At 64.7% G+C, this 14597-nt stretch carries 14 protein-coding genes; 9 read left to right on the plus strand and 5 right to left on the minus strand.

Features of this window, described 5'->3' with window-relative positions; translation table 11 throughout:
• Window positions 1-7: 7 nt before the first annotated feature.
• On the plus strand, window positions 8-907 hold the full coding sequence (locus CAG34_RS13805) for a bestrophin family protein (protein WP_085590607.1): 900 nt from the start codon (window positions 8-10) through the stop codon (window positions 905-907).
• Window positions 908-1037: 130 nt separating this feature from the next.
• Here CAG34_RS13805 and moaB read toward each other — a convergent pair whose 3' ends face one another.
• Complete coding sequence (moaB, locus tag CAG34_RS13810; RefSeq protein WP_003259533.1) at window positions 1038-1577, minus strand: molybdenum cofactor biosynthesis protein B; 540 nt, start codon at window positions 1575-1577, stop codon at window positions 1038-1040.
• Window positions 1578-1717: 140 nt separating this feature from the next.
• On the opposite strand from moaB, the gene CAG34_RS13815 reads away from it, so the two are divergent.
• Window positions 1718-2605, plus strand: coding sequence for a LysR family transcriptional regulator (locus tag CAG34_RS13815; RefSeq protein ID WP_025340233.1), 888 nt, complete (start codon window positions 1718-1720; stop codon window positions 2603-2605).
• Window positions 2606-2747: 142 nt separating this feature from the next.
• Window positions 2748-3650 carry a DUF6216 family protein gene (locus CAG34_RS13820; protein WP_085590609.1) on the plus strand — a complete coding sequence of 301 codons (903 nt, stop codon included), beginning with the start codon at window positions 2748-2750 and terminating at the stop codon, window positions 3648-3650.
• On the opposite strand, the gene CAG34_RS13825 is transcribed toward CAG34_RS13820, so the two are convergent.
• A complete protein-coding gene (locus CAG34_RS13825) occupies window positions 3616-4386 on the minus strand; it encodes an AraC family transcriptional regulator (protein ID WP_085590611.1) in 771 nt (256 codons plus the stop codon). The two genes, CAG34_RS13820 and CAG34_RS13825, sit on opposite strands and share 35 nt — an antisense overlap.
• Window positions 4387-4764: 378 nt before the next feature.
• On the opposite strand from CAG34_RS13825, the gene CAG34_RS13830 reads away from it, so the two are divergent.
• The 5 genes from CAG34_RS13830 to CAG34_RS13855 all read left to right on the plus strand — a co-directional run bounded on the left by CAG34_RS13830 (window position 4765) and on the right by CAG34_RS13855 (window position 11467).
• The gene (locus tag CAG34_RS13830; RefSeq protein ID WP_015271365.1) at window positions 4765-6381 is read left to right on the plus strand and encodes an APC family permease; all 1617 of its coding nucleotides are present in this window, start codon (window positions 4765-4767) and stop codon (window positions 6379-6381) included.
• Between the two features lie 148 nt (window positions 6382-6529).
• Window positions 6530-7456, plus strand: coding sequence for a 4-hydroxyproline epimerase (locus tag CAG34_RS13835; RefSeq protein WP_085590613.1), 927 nt, complete (start codon window positions 6530-6532; stop codon window positions 7454-7456).
• Between the two features lie 46 nt (window positions 7457-7502).
• Complete coding sequence (locus CAG34_RS13840; RefSeq protein WP_085590615.1) at window positions 7503-8450, plus strand: dihydrodipicolinate synthase family protein; 948 nt, start codon at window positions 7503-7505, stop codon at window positions 8448-8450.
• A gap of 189 nt (window positions 8451-8639) precedes the next feature.
• The gene (locus tag CAG34_RS13850) at window positions 8640-10217 is read left to right on the plus strand and encodes an aldehyde dehydrogenase (NADP(+)) (protein ID WP_085590619.1); all 1578 of its coding nucleotides are present in this window, start codon (window positions 8640-8642) and stop codon (window positions 10215-10217) included.
• A 2-nt stretch (window positions 10218-10219) separates the two neighbouring features.
• Window positions 10220-11467, plus strand: a complete 1248-nt coding sequence (locus tag CAG34_RS13855; protein ID WP_085590621.1) for an FAD-binding oxidoreductase — start codon at window positions 10220-10222, stop codon at window positions 11465-11467.
• A 135-nt stretch (window positions 11468-11602) separates the two neighbouring features.
• On the opposite strand, the gene xenA is transcribed toward CAG34_RS13855, so the two are convergent.
• Complete coding sequence (gene xenA, locus CAG34_RS13860; protein WP_085590623.1) at window positions 11603-12694, minus strand: xenobiotic reductase XenA; 1092 nt, start codon at window positions 12692-12694, stop codon at window positions 11603-11605.
• 50 nt (window positions 12695-12744) lie between these two features.
• Here xenA and CAG34_RS13865 point away from each other — a divergent pair, with 50 nt between their 5' ends.
• Complete coding sequence (locus CAG34_RS13865) at window positions 12745-13080, plus strand: helix-turn-helix transcriptional regulator (RefSeq protein ID WP_085590625.1); 336 nt, start codon at window positions 12745-12747, stop codon at window positions 13078-13080.
• Between the two features lie 120 nt (window positions 13081-13200).
• On the opposite strand, the gene CAG34_RS13870 is transcribed toward CAG34_RS13865, so the two are convergent.
• Both CAG34_RS13870 and CAG34_RS13875 read right to left on the minus strand, forming a co-directional pair.
• Window positions 13201-13818, minus strand: coding sequence for a metalloregulator ArsR/SmtB family transcription factor (locus tag CAG34_RS13870; protein ID WP_085590627.1), 618 nt, complete (start codon window positions 13816-13818; stop codon window positions 13201-13203).
• Complete coding sequence (locus tag CAG34_RS13875) at window positions 13818-14462, minus strand: hypothetical protein (RefSeq protein WP_013973786.1); 645 nt, start codon at window positions 14460-14462, stop codon at window positions 13818-13820. Before CAG34_RS13875 ends, CAG34_RS13870 begins: the two co-directional genes overlap by 1 nt.
• Window positions 14463-14597 lie beyond the last annotated feature (135 nt).

Below are 14597 nucleotides of genomic sequence, written 5' to 3' on the forward strand. Positions count from 1 at the left end.
GATTTCCATGATCGTCCACCCCACCCCCGATGTGCTGCGTGTGCTGTTCACCCTCAAGGGTTCGATCGTCAAACGTATTGCCCTGCGCTGCCTGACGGTCACCCTGCTGGCCGCGCTGATCGTGTTGGTCGAGCGACATTTCCCGGCGTTTTTCTACCCGGTCAGCGCCACCCCGTTCACCTTGCTGGGCCTGTCGCTGTCGATTTTCATGAGTTTTCGCAACAACGCCTGCTATGACCGCTGGTGGGAGGGGCGCAAGGCCTGGGGCAAGCTGATCATCGAAACCCGTTCGTTCGTGCGCGAAAGCCTGGTGATTACCGACGAAACCCTGCGTGCCGAACTGTTGCGCAGCCTGTGCGGCTTTGCCCATGCGCTGAATGCACGGCTGCGCAGCGAGGACGAACTGGCCGCCGCCCGGCCCTGGCTGGCCCGGCCCGAAGCGATTACCCCGCACAACGTGTGCGACGCCATCCTGCGCGAAATCGGCGGGCACTGCTCGCGGCTGGCAACACAGCAGCAGATCAGTGACTGGCGCTACAGCCTGCTGGAGCAGCGGCTGGTGGGCCTGACCGAAGTGCAGGCCACCTGCGAGCGGATCAAGGGCACACCGTTGCCGTTCCCCTACACGCTGTTGCTGCACCGCACCATCTACATCTTCTGCCTGCTGCTGCCGTTTGCCCTGGCCGAGCCGCTGGGCTGGCTGGCGCCGCTGTTCACCACCATCGTGGGGTATACGTTCTTCGGGCTGGATGCGATTGGCAACGAACTGGAAGACCCGTTCGGGCGCGATGAGAACGACCTGCCGACCGATGCCATGGTGCGGACCGTGGAGCGCGATGTGCTGGCGGGGTTGGGGGAACAACAGCTACCGCCGGCGTTGTTGCCGGTGGACCATGTATTGAGCTGATGGATTGTTGTTGCCTGTCCTGGCCTCTTCGCGGGCTTGCCCGCTCCCACAGGGTCACCACTGCCCTCAAGACCTGTGGAGTACCTGTGGGAGCGGGCAAGCCCGCGAAGAGGCCAGGACAGGAGAAAATTCAGCCCCGGCTTGCACAGGCCTCGATCGGCTTCAGGTGCTTGACGAAGTTGCACGGCCGGTGCCGCGCATCCAGCTGCTCCGCCAGGATGCCCTCCCACGCCGTACGGCAGGCCCCGGTGGAGCCCGGCAGGCAGCACACCAACGTGCGGTTGGACAGCCCGGCCAGCGCCCGGCTCTGCACGGTCGAGGTGCCGATATCGAGAATCGACAGGGCACGGAACAGTTCGCCAAAGCCATCGATGCGCTTGTCCAGCAGGCACTCGACCGCTTCCGGCGTGCTGTCACGCCCGGTAAAACCGGTACCGCCGGTGATCAGCACCACCTGCACCTGCTCGTCGGCAATCCAGGTGGCGACCTGGGCGCGGATCTTGTAAAGGTCGTCCTTGAGCAACGCCCGCGCCACCAGGCGGTGGCCGATCTCCACCGAGCGGCTGGCCAGCAGCTCACCAGAGGTGTCGTTGTCGTAGGTACGGGTGTCGCTGACAGTCAGCACGGCGATGTTGAGCGGTACGAAGACCGCGTCGGGTTGGACGCGCACGGTGGGGCTCCTCGAGTGGCAGTGCCGCCACGCTAGAGGCATGGCCCGGGGGCGTCCAATCGATATGGCGTACCGACTGATCAATGACATCTATCGCAGACGTGGGTTAAGGTCTGCATAACCCGATACCAGGCACTTCCATGGACATCAAGCAACTCAAATTCCTCATCGCGCTCGACCAGACACGCCACTTCGGCCAGGCGGCGGCGCTATGCCATATCACCCAGCCGACGCTGTCCATGCGCCTGCGCAACCTGGAGGACGAGCTGGACCTGGTGCTGGTCAAGCGCGGCCAGCGCTTCGAAGGTTTCACCGAGGCCGGCGAGCGCATCCTGGCCTGGGCCCGTACTCTGCTCGCCGCCCACGACGGCCTGCAGGCCGAGGCCGCCAGCTGCCGCGGCCAGGTGGTCGGCAGCCTGCGCCTGGGCACGGTGCCGCTGGCCAGTTTCAACCCCATGCACCTGCTGCTGCCGCTGCGTGAAAAATACCCCGAGCTGCACTTCCAGATCAGCTCGCTCAGTTCGGAACAGGTCATCGACGGGCTCAGCCGCAACCAGCTCGACCTGGGCATCTGCTACCTGGACCAGGTCAACACCAGTTTCTTCGAAGTGATCGAACTTGGCACCACCACCATGGGCCTGTTGCACGATACCCGGCACTTCAAGTTCACCAGCGACACCCTGCGCTGGGACGAGCTGGGCGACATTCCGCTGGGCCTGCTGAGCAAGGGCATGCACTACCGCCAGTCGCTGGACCTGAGTTTCCGCAGCCGTGGCCTGGAGCCGAATGCGGTACTGGAAAGCGACTCGAGCTTCCAGCTGATCCAGGCCATCAACACCGGCATGTGCTGCGCGGTCATGCCGCTGGGCTGCGGCCTGGAAGACCTGAGCGAGCACCTGCGCATCCTGCCGGTGGCCGACGCCGCCATCCACAGCCCGGTCGGCCTGCTGCTACGCCGCAGCGAACCGCGTTCGGCAATTGCCGAGCAGTGCTTCGATGAGGCGCGGGCGCTGTTCGTCACGTGCTAATTCGCTGGCTAGCGAATTTTCCTACTGCAACATAGGACATTTCGCTAGCGACAAGATGCTCTCCCCGCTTTTATCCTCCTTCGCTCACCAGGCGGTGCGAGAACGCGCAGCCGTTTCTTATCCCATTGTCCAAGGATCTGACATGACGACACCTCCAACCGCTTCCACGCCATTGGTATGGAGTGCCGAAAACTTAGCCCCGCTGGGAGGGCTCGGCGTTCTGGGGATGGTTCTGTTGCTGGTGTGGTTTATCCAAAGCAGAGCCGGGTCGCTCTATTTTCTGCGCGATCTAATCTGGCGAAGTTTTGGTGGAAAAAAAGAGTTCGACGACCTCTCGGAGCTGAACCAGATGCGCAGAGAGTTACGTGAAATCGAGTTTTTCAGATACGAATTCAATATTCCTGCAAACAACTTGCGCGAAGCACGACTCGCTCATCGCTGGATCGTCGCCAACGGTTTTGCCCCAAGCGATATCGGCCGCAGCCGCAGATACATGGATTGGAGCGATTTTGATTCTCCAACATTTGCGGTCAAGCGGTTCACCTGGTGGAAATACACGCTGGTTGTAACGTCGATGCTTTTGCTCATCGGGGCATTTACGCCGTTTTCGCTTTTCGGGAATTCGAAGTACTTGATGGTTTCGTTGAAGAACTCACCCGACACGCCCTCGTTCTACCTATCTTCAGACAACATCAAGTTCAAAATGTGGCCAGATAGGGTTCTAATGCCAGAACAATGCCGCTCAGCCGAAACCTTGAAACCCTTTTTAGAAGACTTTCCTGAAAAGGAGCTGGACACCGTCTGCTCGTTTTTTATGGACCCTGCCTACGAATCACACGTGACGAAAGGGCTTGAGGCGCAACGTTCGTTACTGGCTGGCATAGCGTTCGCCAGTATGATGGGATTGATTTTGCTGGTACTGAAGCTTGCCCGTATGCAGAGGGCGCAATCGCTGTACCAGCAGTGGCAGAACCGCACTCCGTCCGAGTCACAGGCAACGCCCTCGCCCATTACGCCATCGCCCGCCGATACTGCCTCGGCGTGAAGCCGGTCAGTTGCTTGAACTGGCGGCTGAAGGCGCTGTGGTCGGTATAGCCGCAGCACATCGCCACTTCAGTTATTGGTAGTTCCGAGTGCAGCAAACGGTGGGCGTGCTCCAGGCGCGCCTTGTGGATCATCTGCCGTGGCGTGAGGTGGAACACCCGCTTGCAGTAGCGCTCCAGCTGGGCCACGGAAATGCCGGCGATACGGGTCAGCTCGCCCATGCTGATCGGCTGGTGGAAATGCCGACGGATATGCTCGTCCACCGCCGCCAGGCGCTGGTAGGCGGGGTGGCTGTCGGCGGCTGACTGCAAGTCGACCGAGATGCCGACCAGGCCGATGATCTCGCCGGCCTGGTTGTACAGCGGGCGCTTGTGGGTAAGGCACCAGCCAGGCTCGCGGCTGCCGTACAGGTGCAGCTCCAGCTGGTCTTCCAGCACCAGGCCCTCCTTGAGAACGCGACGGTCCTGCTCGGTGTAGCCGGGGCCCAGCTGTGCCGGGAACACTTCGGCGCTGGTCTTGCCCAGCAGCGGTTGCAGGCGCTTGAGGCCACAGCGCTGGACCAGGGTGTTGTTGGCCAGCACATAGCGGGCGGCCGGGTCCTTGATGAAGATCGCGGCGTTGGGGATGGCGTCGAGGATCGGCAGCAGCAGGGACACACCGGCGAGCAGGGCCTCGAGGTTGGCGGGGCGGTGCTGGTCGAGGGACTGGTACAGGGTTGCCAGGGGGGTGTCGGTCATCTGTCGGTTCTCTGTTGGCTGTGCCGGCCCTTTCGCGGGCACGCCCGCTCCCACAGGTCCCCCACAAATTTCGAATCCTGTGCTGTACCTGTGGGAGCGGGCGCGCCCGCGAAGAGGCCAACGATACCCACATACCTCTACAGCCCTTGCTCGGTATGGCTTACAGCCTATCCACCACCTTGCCATCCCGCCATTTCTTTTTTGCAACTGTGCCGATTTCGTCATCCCCCCTGCAGAAAACCATCAAGAACCGCCGCCCCGATCGGTCCACTCTATGCCCCACGCAAGCCGCCCCAAGTCCTACAAGAGCGCGGCCCAAAAAGCCGCATCTCGTGACATCAGACCTGCCTATCCAATAACCAACAAAAAGGCGAACCCATGTCAGGCAAATTCAAAAAACAGTTGTCATTGCTGGACCTCACCTTCATCGGCCTAGGCGCCATCTTCGGCTCCGGCTGGCTGTTCGCCGCCAGCCACGTCTCGGCCATCGCCGGCCCGGCCGGCATCCTGTCCTGGTTCCTTGGCGGCTTCGCCGTACTGTTGCTGGGCATCGTCTATTGCGAACTGGGCGCCGCCCTGCCACGTGCCGGGGGCGTGGTGCGCTACCCGGTGTACTCCCACGGCCCGCTGCTCGGCTACTTGATGGGTTTCATCACCCTGATCGCCTTTTCCAGCCTGATCGCCATCGAAGTGGTCGCTTCGCGCCAATACGCCGCCGCCTGGTTCCCCGGGCTGACCAAGGCCGGCTCCAGCGACCCGACCGTGCTCGGCTGGCTGGTGCAGTTCGCCCTGCTGGGGCTGTTCTTCTTCCTCAACTACCGCAGCGTGAAAACCTTCGCCAAGGCCAACAACCTGGTCAGTGTGTTCAAGTTCATCGTGCCGCTGCTGGTGATCGGCGTGCTGTTCACCTTCTTCAAGCCGGAAAACTTCGAGGTCCAGGGCTTTGCCCCGTTCGGTCTGTCCGGCGTTGAAATGGCGGTATCGGCCGGTGGCATCATCTTCGCCTACCTGGGCCTGACGCCGATCATTTCGGTGGCCAGCGAGGTGAAGAACCCGCAACGCACCATCCCCATCGCGCTGATCCTCTCGGTACTGCTGTCCACCGCGATCTACGCCCTGCTGCAACTGGCCTTCCTCGGCAGCGTGCCGACCGAAATGCTGAGCAACGGCTGGGCCGCAGTGACCAAGGAACTGGCCCTGCCCTACCGCGACATCGCCCTGGCCCTGGGTGTGGGCTGGCTGGCCTACCTGGTGGTGGCCGACGCGGTGATCTCGCCCAGCGGCTGCGGCAACATCTACATGAACGCCACCCCGCGCGTGGTCTATGGCTGGGCGCAGACCGGCACCTTCTTCAAGTACTTCACCCGTATCGACGCCGAGTCCGGCATCCCGCGCCCGGCGCTGTGGCTGACCTTTGGCCTGTCAGTGTTCTGGACCCTGCCGTTCCCGTCCTGGGAAGCGCTGATCAACGTGGTTTCCGCCGCCCTGGTACTGAGCTACGCCGTGGCCCCGGTCACCGTCGCCGCCCTGCGCCGCAACGCCCCCGACATGCCGCGCCCGTTCCGGGTCAAGGGCATGGGTGTGCTCGGTCCACTGTCATTCATCATCGCCGCGCTGATCGTGTACTGGTCGGGCTGGAAGACCGTGTCGTGGCTGCTGGCCCTGCAGATCGTGATGTTCGTGCTTTACCTGCTGTGCGGCCGCTTCGTGCCGACCCAGCACCTGTCGCTGGCCCAGCAAGTGCGCTCGTCGGCGTGGCTGATCGGCTTCTACGCGGTGACCATCCTGCTGTCGTGGCTGGGCAGCTTCGGCGGCCTGGGAGTACTCGGCCACCCGTTCGACACCGTGGTCGTGGCCGCTTGTGCGCTGGGCATCTACTACTGGGGCGCTGCCACCGGCGTGCCTGCCCACCTGGTGCGCCTGGAAGGTGAGGACGAAAGCGAAGCCAGCCATGAACCTCTGGTAGGCCAGCGGCCGGCTGCACTGGCTCCGTAACGGCTACTGGCCCTATCGCCGGCAAGCCGGCTCCCACAGGGGCCGCGCTGACCCAGAGGCCGATGCAATACCTGTGGGAGCTGGCTTGCCGGCGATGAGGCCCGCACAAACAGCACAAGACTTGGCTGATCAAAGAATGGACAAGCTCATGAAACAGATTCACGTCATCGACTCGCACACCGGCGGGGAACCGACCCGCCTGGTGATGAAAGGCTTCCCGCAACTGCATGGCCGCAGCATGGCCGAGCAGCGCGACGAGCTGCGCGAGCTGCACGACCAGTGGCGCCGCGCCTGCCTGCTGGAACCACGTGGCAACGATGTGTTGGTCGGTGCGCTGTACTGCCCACCGGTATCGGCCGACGCCACTTGCGGGGTGATCTTCTTCAACAACGCTGGCTACCTGAACATGTGCGGCCACGGCACCATCGGCCTGGTCGCCTCGCTGCAGCACCTGGGCCTGATCGCACCGGGCGTGCACAAGATCGACACCCCGGTCGGCCAGGTCAGCGCCACCCTGCATGAAGACGGCGCCATAACCGTCGGCAACGTGCCGTCCTACCGCTACCGCCGGCAGGTGCTGGTGGACGTGCCCGGCCATGGCCTGGTGCGCGGCGACATCGCCTGGGGTGGCAATTGGTTTTTCCTCGTATCCGAACACGGCCAGCGCATCGAGCTGGGCAACCGCGAGGCGCTGACCGAGTACACCTGGGCGATGCTCAAGGCCCTCGAAGCCCAGGGCATCACCGGTGAAAACGGTGCCCCCATCGACCACGTCGAACTGTTCGCCGACGACGCCAACGCCGACAGCCGCAACTTCGTGATGTGCCCCGGCAAGGCCTACGACCGCTCGCCCTGCGGCACGGGCACCAGCGCCAAGCTGGCCTGCCTGGCCGCCGACGGCAAGCTCGACGAAGGCCAGACCTGGGTACAGGCCAGTATCACCGGCAGCCAGTTCCAGGGCCGCTACGAGCGCGACGGAGAACACATTCGCCCGTTCATCACCGGCCGCGCCTACATGACCGCCGACAGCACCCTGCTGATCGACGAACAGGACCCGTTCGCCTGGGGCATCTGACCCCGGCTTTTTCCAAAAAAATCGAATATCGCGAGGAGTGACAACAATGACCAACAACATCTTCACCGGCACCATGCCCGCCCTGATGACCCCCTGCACCGCCGAGCGCAAGCCGGACTTCGACGCCCTGGTGCGCAAGGGCTGCGAGCTGATCGAGGCCGGCATGAGCGCCGTGGTGTACTGCGGCTCGATGGGCGACTGGCCGCTGCTGACCGAAGCCGAGCGCCAGGAAGGCGTGGCGCGCCTGGTGGCCGCCGGCATCCCGACCATCGTCGGTACCGGCGCGGTGAACACCCGTGAGGCGGTATCCCACGCAGCCCACGCGGCCAAGGTTGGCGCCGCCGGCCTTATGGTCATCCCCCGCGTGCTCAGCCGCGGCGCCTCGCTGATTGCCCAGAAGCACCACTTCTCGGCCATCCTGGCAGCCGCGCCGAAGCTGCCGGCGGTGATCTACAACAGCCCCTACTACGGCTTCGCCACCCGCGCCGACCTGTTCTTCGAACTGCGCAGCGAGTTCCCCAACCTGATCGGCTTCAAGGAGTTCGGCGGTGGTGCCGACCTGCGCTACGCCGCCGAGCACATCACCTCCAAGGATGATGACGTGACCCTGATGGTCGGCGTCGACACCCAGGTGGTGCATGGCTTCGTCAACTGCAACGCCACCGGCGCCATCACCGGCATCGGCAACGCTCTGCCGCGTGAGGTGCTGCACCTGGTGAGCCTGAGCAAACAGGCGGCCAAGGGTGATGCCAAGGCCCGCCGCCTGGCGCGTGAACTGGAGGCGGCGCTGGCGGTGCTGTCGTCGTTCGATGAAGGCTGCGACCTGGTGCTCTACTACAAGCACCTGATGGTGCTGAACGGTGACAGCGAATACAGCCTGCACTTCAACGAGACCGACGTGCTGACCGACGCCCAGCGCAACTATGCCGAGCAGCAGTACGCGCTGTTCCGCAGCTGGTACGCCAGCTGGTCGGCTGAGCAGAACCTGGCCTAAGCAGCCACTGCTTTCTCTGTGGGAGCGGGCATGCCCGCGAAGCAGGCGACTCGGTGCCTGGCACCGGCTTTGCCGGTGTTCGCGGGCTCGCCCGCTCCCACAGGTTTAGTGCGAGGCTCAGAAAGTGCCCGCTCCCACAGGGTAAGCAGTACACCCTTGCAACTGCATGTAATTTCCAAAGGAGGCTCCATGACCCTCACAGGCAACCTGCTGATCGGCCAGACGCCGGTAACCGGCAGCCGCGAAGCGATCCGTGCCATCGACCCGGCCACCGGCCAGGCGCTGGAACCGGCCTACCTCGGCGGCACCGGCGAACACGTGGCCCAGGCCTGCGCCCTGGCCTGGGCGGCGTTCGATGCCTACCGCGAAACCTCGCTCGAGCAACGGGCACAATTCCTCGAAACCATCGCCACGCAGATCGAAGCGCTGGGCGATGCCCTGATCGATCGCGCCGTGGCCGAAAGCGGCCTGCCCAAGGCGCGCATCCAGGGCGAACGTGGCCGCACCTGCACCCAACTGCGCACCTTCGCCCGTGTGGTGCGGGCCGGCGAATGGCTGGATGTGCGGGTCGACAACGCCCTGCCCGAGCGCCAGCCCCTGCCGCGTGCCGACCTGCGCCAGCGCCAGGTGGCCCTGGGGCCGGTGGCGGTATTCGGCGCCAGCAATTTCCCATTGGCCTTCTCGGTGGCCGGTGGCGACACCGCCTCGGCCCTGGCCGCCGGTTGCCCGGTGGTGGTCAAGGCCCACGGCGCCCACCCGGGCACCAGCGAGCTGGTCGGCCAGGCAGTGGCAAAGGCCGTGAAGCAGTGCGGCTTGCCGGCCGGTGTGTTTTCGCTGTTGTACGGCTCCGGTCGTGAAGTGGGCATTGCGCTGGTCAGCGACCCGCGCATCAAGGCCGTTGGCTTTACCGGCTCGCGCAGCGGTGGCATTGCGCTGTGCCAGGCGGCCCAGGCCCGCCCGGAGCCGATCCCGGTGTACGCCGAAATGAGCTCGATCAACCCGGTGTTCCTGTTCGACACCGCCCTGCAGACCCGCGCCGAGGCGTTGGCACAAGGCTTCGTCGCCTCGCTGACCCAGGGTGCCGGCCAGTTCTGCACCAACCCCGGCCTGGTGATTGCCCGCCAGGGGCCGGCGTTGCAGCGTTTCATCGACGCCGCCAGCGAACACGTGCGCCAGGCTGCAGCGCAGACCATGCTCACCCCGGGCATCTTCAGTGCCTACCAGGCCGGTGTCGGCGCCCTGGCCGCAAACGCCAATGCCCAGGCCGCCGCCAGTGGCCAGGCCGGGCAAGGCCCCAACCAGTGCCAGGCGCAGCTGTTCGTGACCCAGGCCGAAGCGTTCCTCGCCGACCCGGCGTTGCAGGCCGAAGTCTTCGGCGCGGCGTCGCTGGTGGTGGCCTGCGCCAACGCTGAGCAAGTCCGCCAGGTGGCCGAGCATCTGGAAGGCCAACTGACCGCCACCCTGCAACTGGACGATGCCGACATCGACAGCGCCCGCGCCCTGCTGCCGACCCTTGAGCGCAAGGCTGGCCGCATCCTGGTCAATGGCTGGCCGACCGGTGTAGAGGTATGCGACGCGATGGTCCACGGCGGGCCGTTCCCGGCCACCTCCGATGCCCGTACCACTTCGGTGGGCACGGCGGCGATCCTGCGCTTCCTGCGCCCGGTGTGCTACCAGGACTTCCCCGATGCCCTGCTGCCGCAGGCGCTGAAACACGGCAACCCGCTGCAACTGCGGCGCCTGCTCGACGGTAAACGGGAAGGCTGAGCATGGTCGAAACCGCTGAAACCGATATCGCCGTGGTCGGCGCCGGCATTGTCGGCGTCGCCTGTGCCCTGCAACTGGCCCGCCAAGGCCGCCGGGTAACCCTGGTGGACCGCCAGGCACCCGGCCAGGGCGCGTCCTACGGCAACGCCGGGCACCTGGCCACCGAGCAGGTATTCCCGATTGCCGACCTGTCGATTCTCAAACGCCTGCCGCGCATGCTGCTGGACCCGATGGGCCCGCTGCGCCTGGACTGGAAGTACCTGCCCAAGGCCATGCCGTGGCTCACCCGCCTGCTGCTCAACCTGCGCCCGGGCCCGTTTCAGCGCAGCGTGGCCGGCATCCGCACGTTGAACGAAGGCAGCCTGGGTGCCTGGCAGCGGCTGCTGGGTTCGATCGGGCGCAGCGAACTGTTCCAGGAAGATGGCTCGTTGCTGGTGTTCGAGCGGCCGGAGTCGCGCCAGGCCCTGGAGGCCTTGCGCGCCCGCATGCAACAGCAGGCGGTGCCGGTGGACTTCTGGTCGGCCAACACCGTGCGCGAGGCGGCGCCGCAACTGAGCCCGTCGTTGCAGGGTGGGCTGTTCTTCCCACGTACCGGGCACTTCATCGACCCCTACCGGGTGGTGTGCGAACTGTTCGAAGCGGCCAAGGCCAGTGGCGTGCGCTTTATCCAGGCGCAGGTCGATGGCGGGCGGCTGCATAGCGGTGGGGTCAGCCTGGCCAGCGACCAGGGCACCCTCGATGCCCGCCAGGTGCTGATCAGTTGTGGCGCGCATTCTGCGCGGTTGACCGGCGCGCTGACCGGCAAGCAAGTGCCGCTGGACACCGAGCGCGGCTACCACCTGATGTTGCCTGGCGAGCATCAGCGTTTGCCGTTTGCCGTTACATCGCTGGAGCGCAAGTTCATCATGACGCCCATGGCCGAGGGCTTGCGCCTGGCCGGCACGGTGGAATTCGCCGGGCTGGACGCGCCGCCGAGCATGCAGCGGGCGTGGCAGTTGCACCGCTTGAGCAAGGGGTTGTTCCGGAGGGACCTGAGTGTTGAAGGAGCGACGCCGTGGATGGGCTTCCGGCCTTCGTTGCCAGATTCGTTGCCGGTGATCGACCGGGTGTGTGATGGGCGGGTGCTGTTGGCGTTCGGGCATCAGCACCTGGGGTTGACCCAGGCGGCGGTGACGGCGGAATGGGTGGGGCGGTTGGCTGACAGGGAGAGTGGGGCTGATATGGCGGCTTACCGGTTGGATCGGTTCTAAGATTCGGGGGCCGCTGTGCGGCCCATTCGCCGGCAAGCCAGCTCCCACAGGTACCGCATAGACCTCAAGCCCTGTGCGGTACCTGTGGGAGCTGGCTTGCCGGCGATTGGGCTGCAAAGCAGCCCCTTTTATGCCTCAGCGATAACGCTCGAGCCAGTGCGCATACGGTGCCGGCAAGGTCCAGGAGGCTTTCTCCACGCCCAACTCCTTGGCCGCAAAGTAAGCCCAGTGCGGGTCTGCCAGGTGCGCACGCCCTACCGATACCAGGTCCAGCTGGTTGACCTGCAGCGCCGCTTCCGCCAGTTGCGGGGTACCAAACCCCCACGCCGAGGTCACCGGCAGCTTCGCCTCACGACGCACGCGCTCGGCAATCGGCCCCATGAACGCCGGGCCCCATGGGATCTTGGTGTCGGGAATGGTAAAGCCGACACTCACGCTCAGCAGGTCGAGGCCGCCAGCCTTGAAGCGGCGTGCCAGTTCGATCGACTCTTCCAGGGTCTGCTCATCGCGGCCGTCGTATTCCAGCACACCAAAACGCGCGGTCAGTGGCAGGTTCTCTGGCCATACCTCACGCACCGCTGCCAGGGTTTCCAGCAGGAAGCGGCTGCGGTTGTCAAAGCTGCCACCGTAGGCGTCGGTACGCTTGTTGGAGTGTTCGGAGAAGAAGCTCTGGCCCAGGTAGCCATGGGCAAAGTGCAGTTCGATCCACTCGAAACCGGCATCGCGCGCACGGCGGGCGGCATCGACAAAGTCCTGCTTGACCCGGGCGATGTCGTCCAGGGTCATCTCGCGCGGCACTTGTGGCAGGTGCGCGCCGAAGGCGATGGCGGACGGGGCGATGGTTTCCCAGCCGCGGGCGTCGTCGGCGGCAATGTGGTCGTCACCTTCCCACGGGCGGTTGGCGCTGGCCTTGCGCCCGGCGTGGGCAATCTGGATACCCGGCACGGAACCGGCGGCCTTGATTGCCTGCACCACCGGCACGAAAGCCTGGGCGTGGGCGTCGCTCCAGATACCGGCGCAACCGGGGGTGATGCGCCCTTCCGGTGCCACGGCAGTGGCCTCGACCACCAGCAGGCCGGCACCGCCACGGGCCAGGCCGGCCAGGTGCACGTGGTGCCAGTCGTTGATCATGCCGTCCTCGGCCATGTACTGGCACATCGGCGGAATGGCAATGCGGTTGCGCAGGGTGACGTCCTTGAGGGTATAGGGTTCGAACAAGGCGGACATGAGCAAGCTCCCGGGCTGTCTGATTACGATAGTTCGATCATAATCGAACTATGGCAATTAATGATAGCCCCGTTATCATGACGACCATGCGAGCCTATCAACATCCCAACTCTGAAGACCTTACCTTGGAACGCCTGCTCTATGCCCTGAGCGACCCGGTGCGCCTGGGTATCGTGCGCCACCTGGCGGGCGTGGCCGAAGCCAGCTGCGGCGAGCTGGACGGTGGCCGGCCGAAGTCGAGCATGTCCCACCATTTTCGCGTGCTGCGTGATGCGGGGTTGGTGCATACCCGCAATGTGGGGACTACCCATATGAATTCGTTGCGTAGCGAGATGCTGGGGGAGCGGTTTCCCGGGTTGCTGGACTGCATTCTGCGGCAGAGCTGATTTTTCCTGCCCCGGCCCTATCGCCGGCAAGCCAGCTCCCACAGGTACTCCACAGTTCCTGAGACCTGTGGAGTACCTGTGGGAGCTGGCTTGCCGGCGATAGGGCCAGAACAGGCAACATCAGTTCTCTTTCTTGCCCAGGGCAAACCGGCACACCTGCCCTCCCCTGAGCATGCACTCCTCATGGCTGACCTCGGCCCCACCCAAGGCCCCGATCAGCGCCAGGTCCAGCTCGCACACCACCGGGTGCGCCTTGGCCAGGTGATGGAACACGCAATTGTGCGCAACGATCTGCGGCTCGCCCCCCGAGCGGAAGAACACCTGCGCCTCGTACCCGGCATTGTTCATGTGCTCGACGATGCGTGCTTCATCCACCACTTGGTGCTCCAGGTCCGCCGCCAGCTTGCGCCCCAGCTGGCGCATCAGCGCCTGCAATGCCTCCTGTCCCAGCAAGCCGGCCACTTCCGCAATCAGCAGGTTGGCCAGCAACGGGTACTGCCGCGGGAACAGTTCGCGGGCCTGTTCGGTCAGCTCGTGCAACTGCTCCGGGCGGCGCCCGGTGGGCCGGGTAGCGCCACGCTTGACCAGGCCGTCGCGCTCCAGCGCTGCCAGGTGCTGGCGCACCGCCGTGCGGGTGATGGCCAGGGCCTGCGCCAGGTCGTCGATGCTCATGCCGGCCGGCTGGAGCAGCAACGCATGGAGCAGGTCCTGTTGGGTACGGCCCAGGCCTTCGAGCATCAGAATTTGTCCGGGAACTGTTTGACCAACGCCGCAGCCAGGGCGTCGGACAGGGTCAGGATATGCTCGCGCATCATCGCCCAGGTGCGCGCCTCGCCCACGTAGTCAGCGGCCGCCAGCTGGTCGATCTGGGCCACGTGGTGCCCGCCGTGGGCGCTGAGCAGCGTCAGCAGGGTCGGCTCGGGCAGGTTCGGGTTGGCCTTGGCCAGGAACGCGGCGATGGCCTTGGCATTGCTGGTCAGCTCATTGACCGCGGCTTGCTGGCCTTTTTTGTCCTTGGCCACGGTGGCGTCGCTGTAGTGCTTTATGGCGCCCCAGTGGCCGGCCAGCAGTTTCAGCAACTGATCGGCGGCGGGCTGGCCGTACAGTGGGGCAATGCTGTTGGCGATCCTGGTGGCGTCGGTAACCACTTCCTTGGCGGCGACTTCAGCCTCCTTGGCGTTACCGGCCTGGTTGGCGACAGCATAGTTGCGCACCCAGAAGATGTGCTCGACCCAAAGGTCGCGCAGGGCCATGCGCGTGGTCATTGCAGCAGATTCGGCGGGTTTGGCGGCGGGGGTTTCGCTGGAGTAGGAGTAGCTTTGGCTCCATGCCGGCTGGGCGCACAGGGCGAGCAGCAGTAAGGCGGCAATCTTGATGTTCATGACGGCACCCTCCTGGAGGGAGATCGACTGACAAGATTAATTTAAGCATCAAAATATGTTTTTATTGGATTCAGCCCAGATTTCAGATCAGTGGTTCTGCTGTACCGGCCTCTTCGCGGGCTTGCCCGCTCCCAC

Source organism: Pseudomonas sp. B14(2017), from assembly GCF_002113255.1.
Lineage (GTDB): Bacteria > Pseudomonadota > Gammaproteobacteria > Pseudomonadales > Pseudomonadaceae > Aquipseudomonas > Aquipseudomonas putida_Z.

Bases quoted from the DNA above. Each gene is read 5' to 3' on its own strand.
- CAG34_RS13805 (WP_085590607.1), top strand. From the start codon at position 8: ATGATCGTCCACCCCACCCCCGATGTGCTGCGTGTGCTGTTCACCCTC.
- CAG34_RS13815 (WP_025340233.1), top strand. From the start codon at position 1,718: ATGGACATCAAGCAACTCAAATTCCTCATCGCGCTCGACCAGACACGC.
- CAG34_RS13820 (WP_085590609.1), top strand. From the start codon at position 2,748: ATGACGACACCTCCAACCGCTTCCACGCCATTGGTATGGAGTGCCGAA.
- CAG34_RS13825 (WP_085590611.1), bottom strand. From the start codon at position 4,386: ATGACCGACACCCCCCTGGCAACCCTGTACCAGTCCCTCGACCAGCAC.
- CAG34_RS13830 (WP_015271365.1), top strand. From the start codon at position 4,765: ATGTCAGGCAAATTCAAAAAACAGTTGTCATTGCTGGACCTCACCTTC.
- CAG34_RS13835 (WP_085590613.1), top strand. From the start codon at position 6,530: ATGAAACAGATTCACGTCATCGACTCGCACACCGGCGGGGAACCGACC.
- CAG34_RS13840 (WP_085590615.1), top strand. From the start codon at position 7,503: ATGACCAACAACATCTTCACCGGCACCATGCCCGCCCTGATGACCCCC.
- CAG34_RS13850 (WP_085590619.1), top strand. From the start codon at position 8,640: ATGACCCTCACAGGCAACCTGCTGATCGGCCAGACGCCGGTAACCGGC.
- CAG34_RS13855 (WP_085590621.1), top strand. From the start codon at position 10,220: ATGGTCGAAACCGCTGAAACCGATATCGCCGTGGTCGGCGCCGGCATT.
- xenA (WP_085590623.1), bottom strand. From the start codon at position 12,694: ATGTCCGCCTTGTTCGAACCCTATACCCTCAAGGACGTCACCCTGCGC.
- CAG34_RS13865 (WP_085590625.1), top strand. From the start codon at position 12,745: ATGGCAATTAATGATAGCCCCGTTATCATGACGACCATGCGAGCCTAT.
- CAG34_RS13870 (WP_085590627.1), bottom strand. From the start codon at position 13,818: ATGCTCGAAGGCCTGGGCCGTACCCAACAGGACCTGCTCCATGCGTTG.
- CAG34_RS13875 (WP_013973786.1), bottom strand. From the start codon at position 14,462: ATGAACATCAAGATTGCCGCCTTACTGCTGCTCGCCCTGTGCGCCCAG.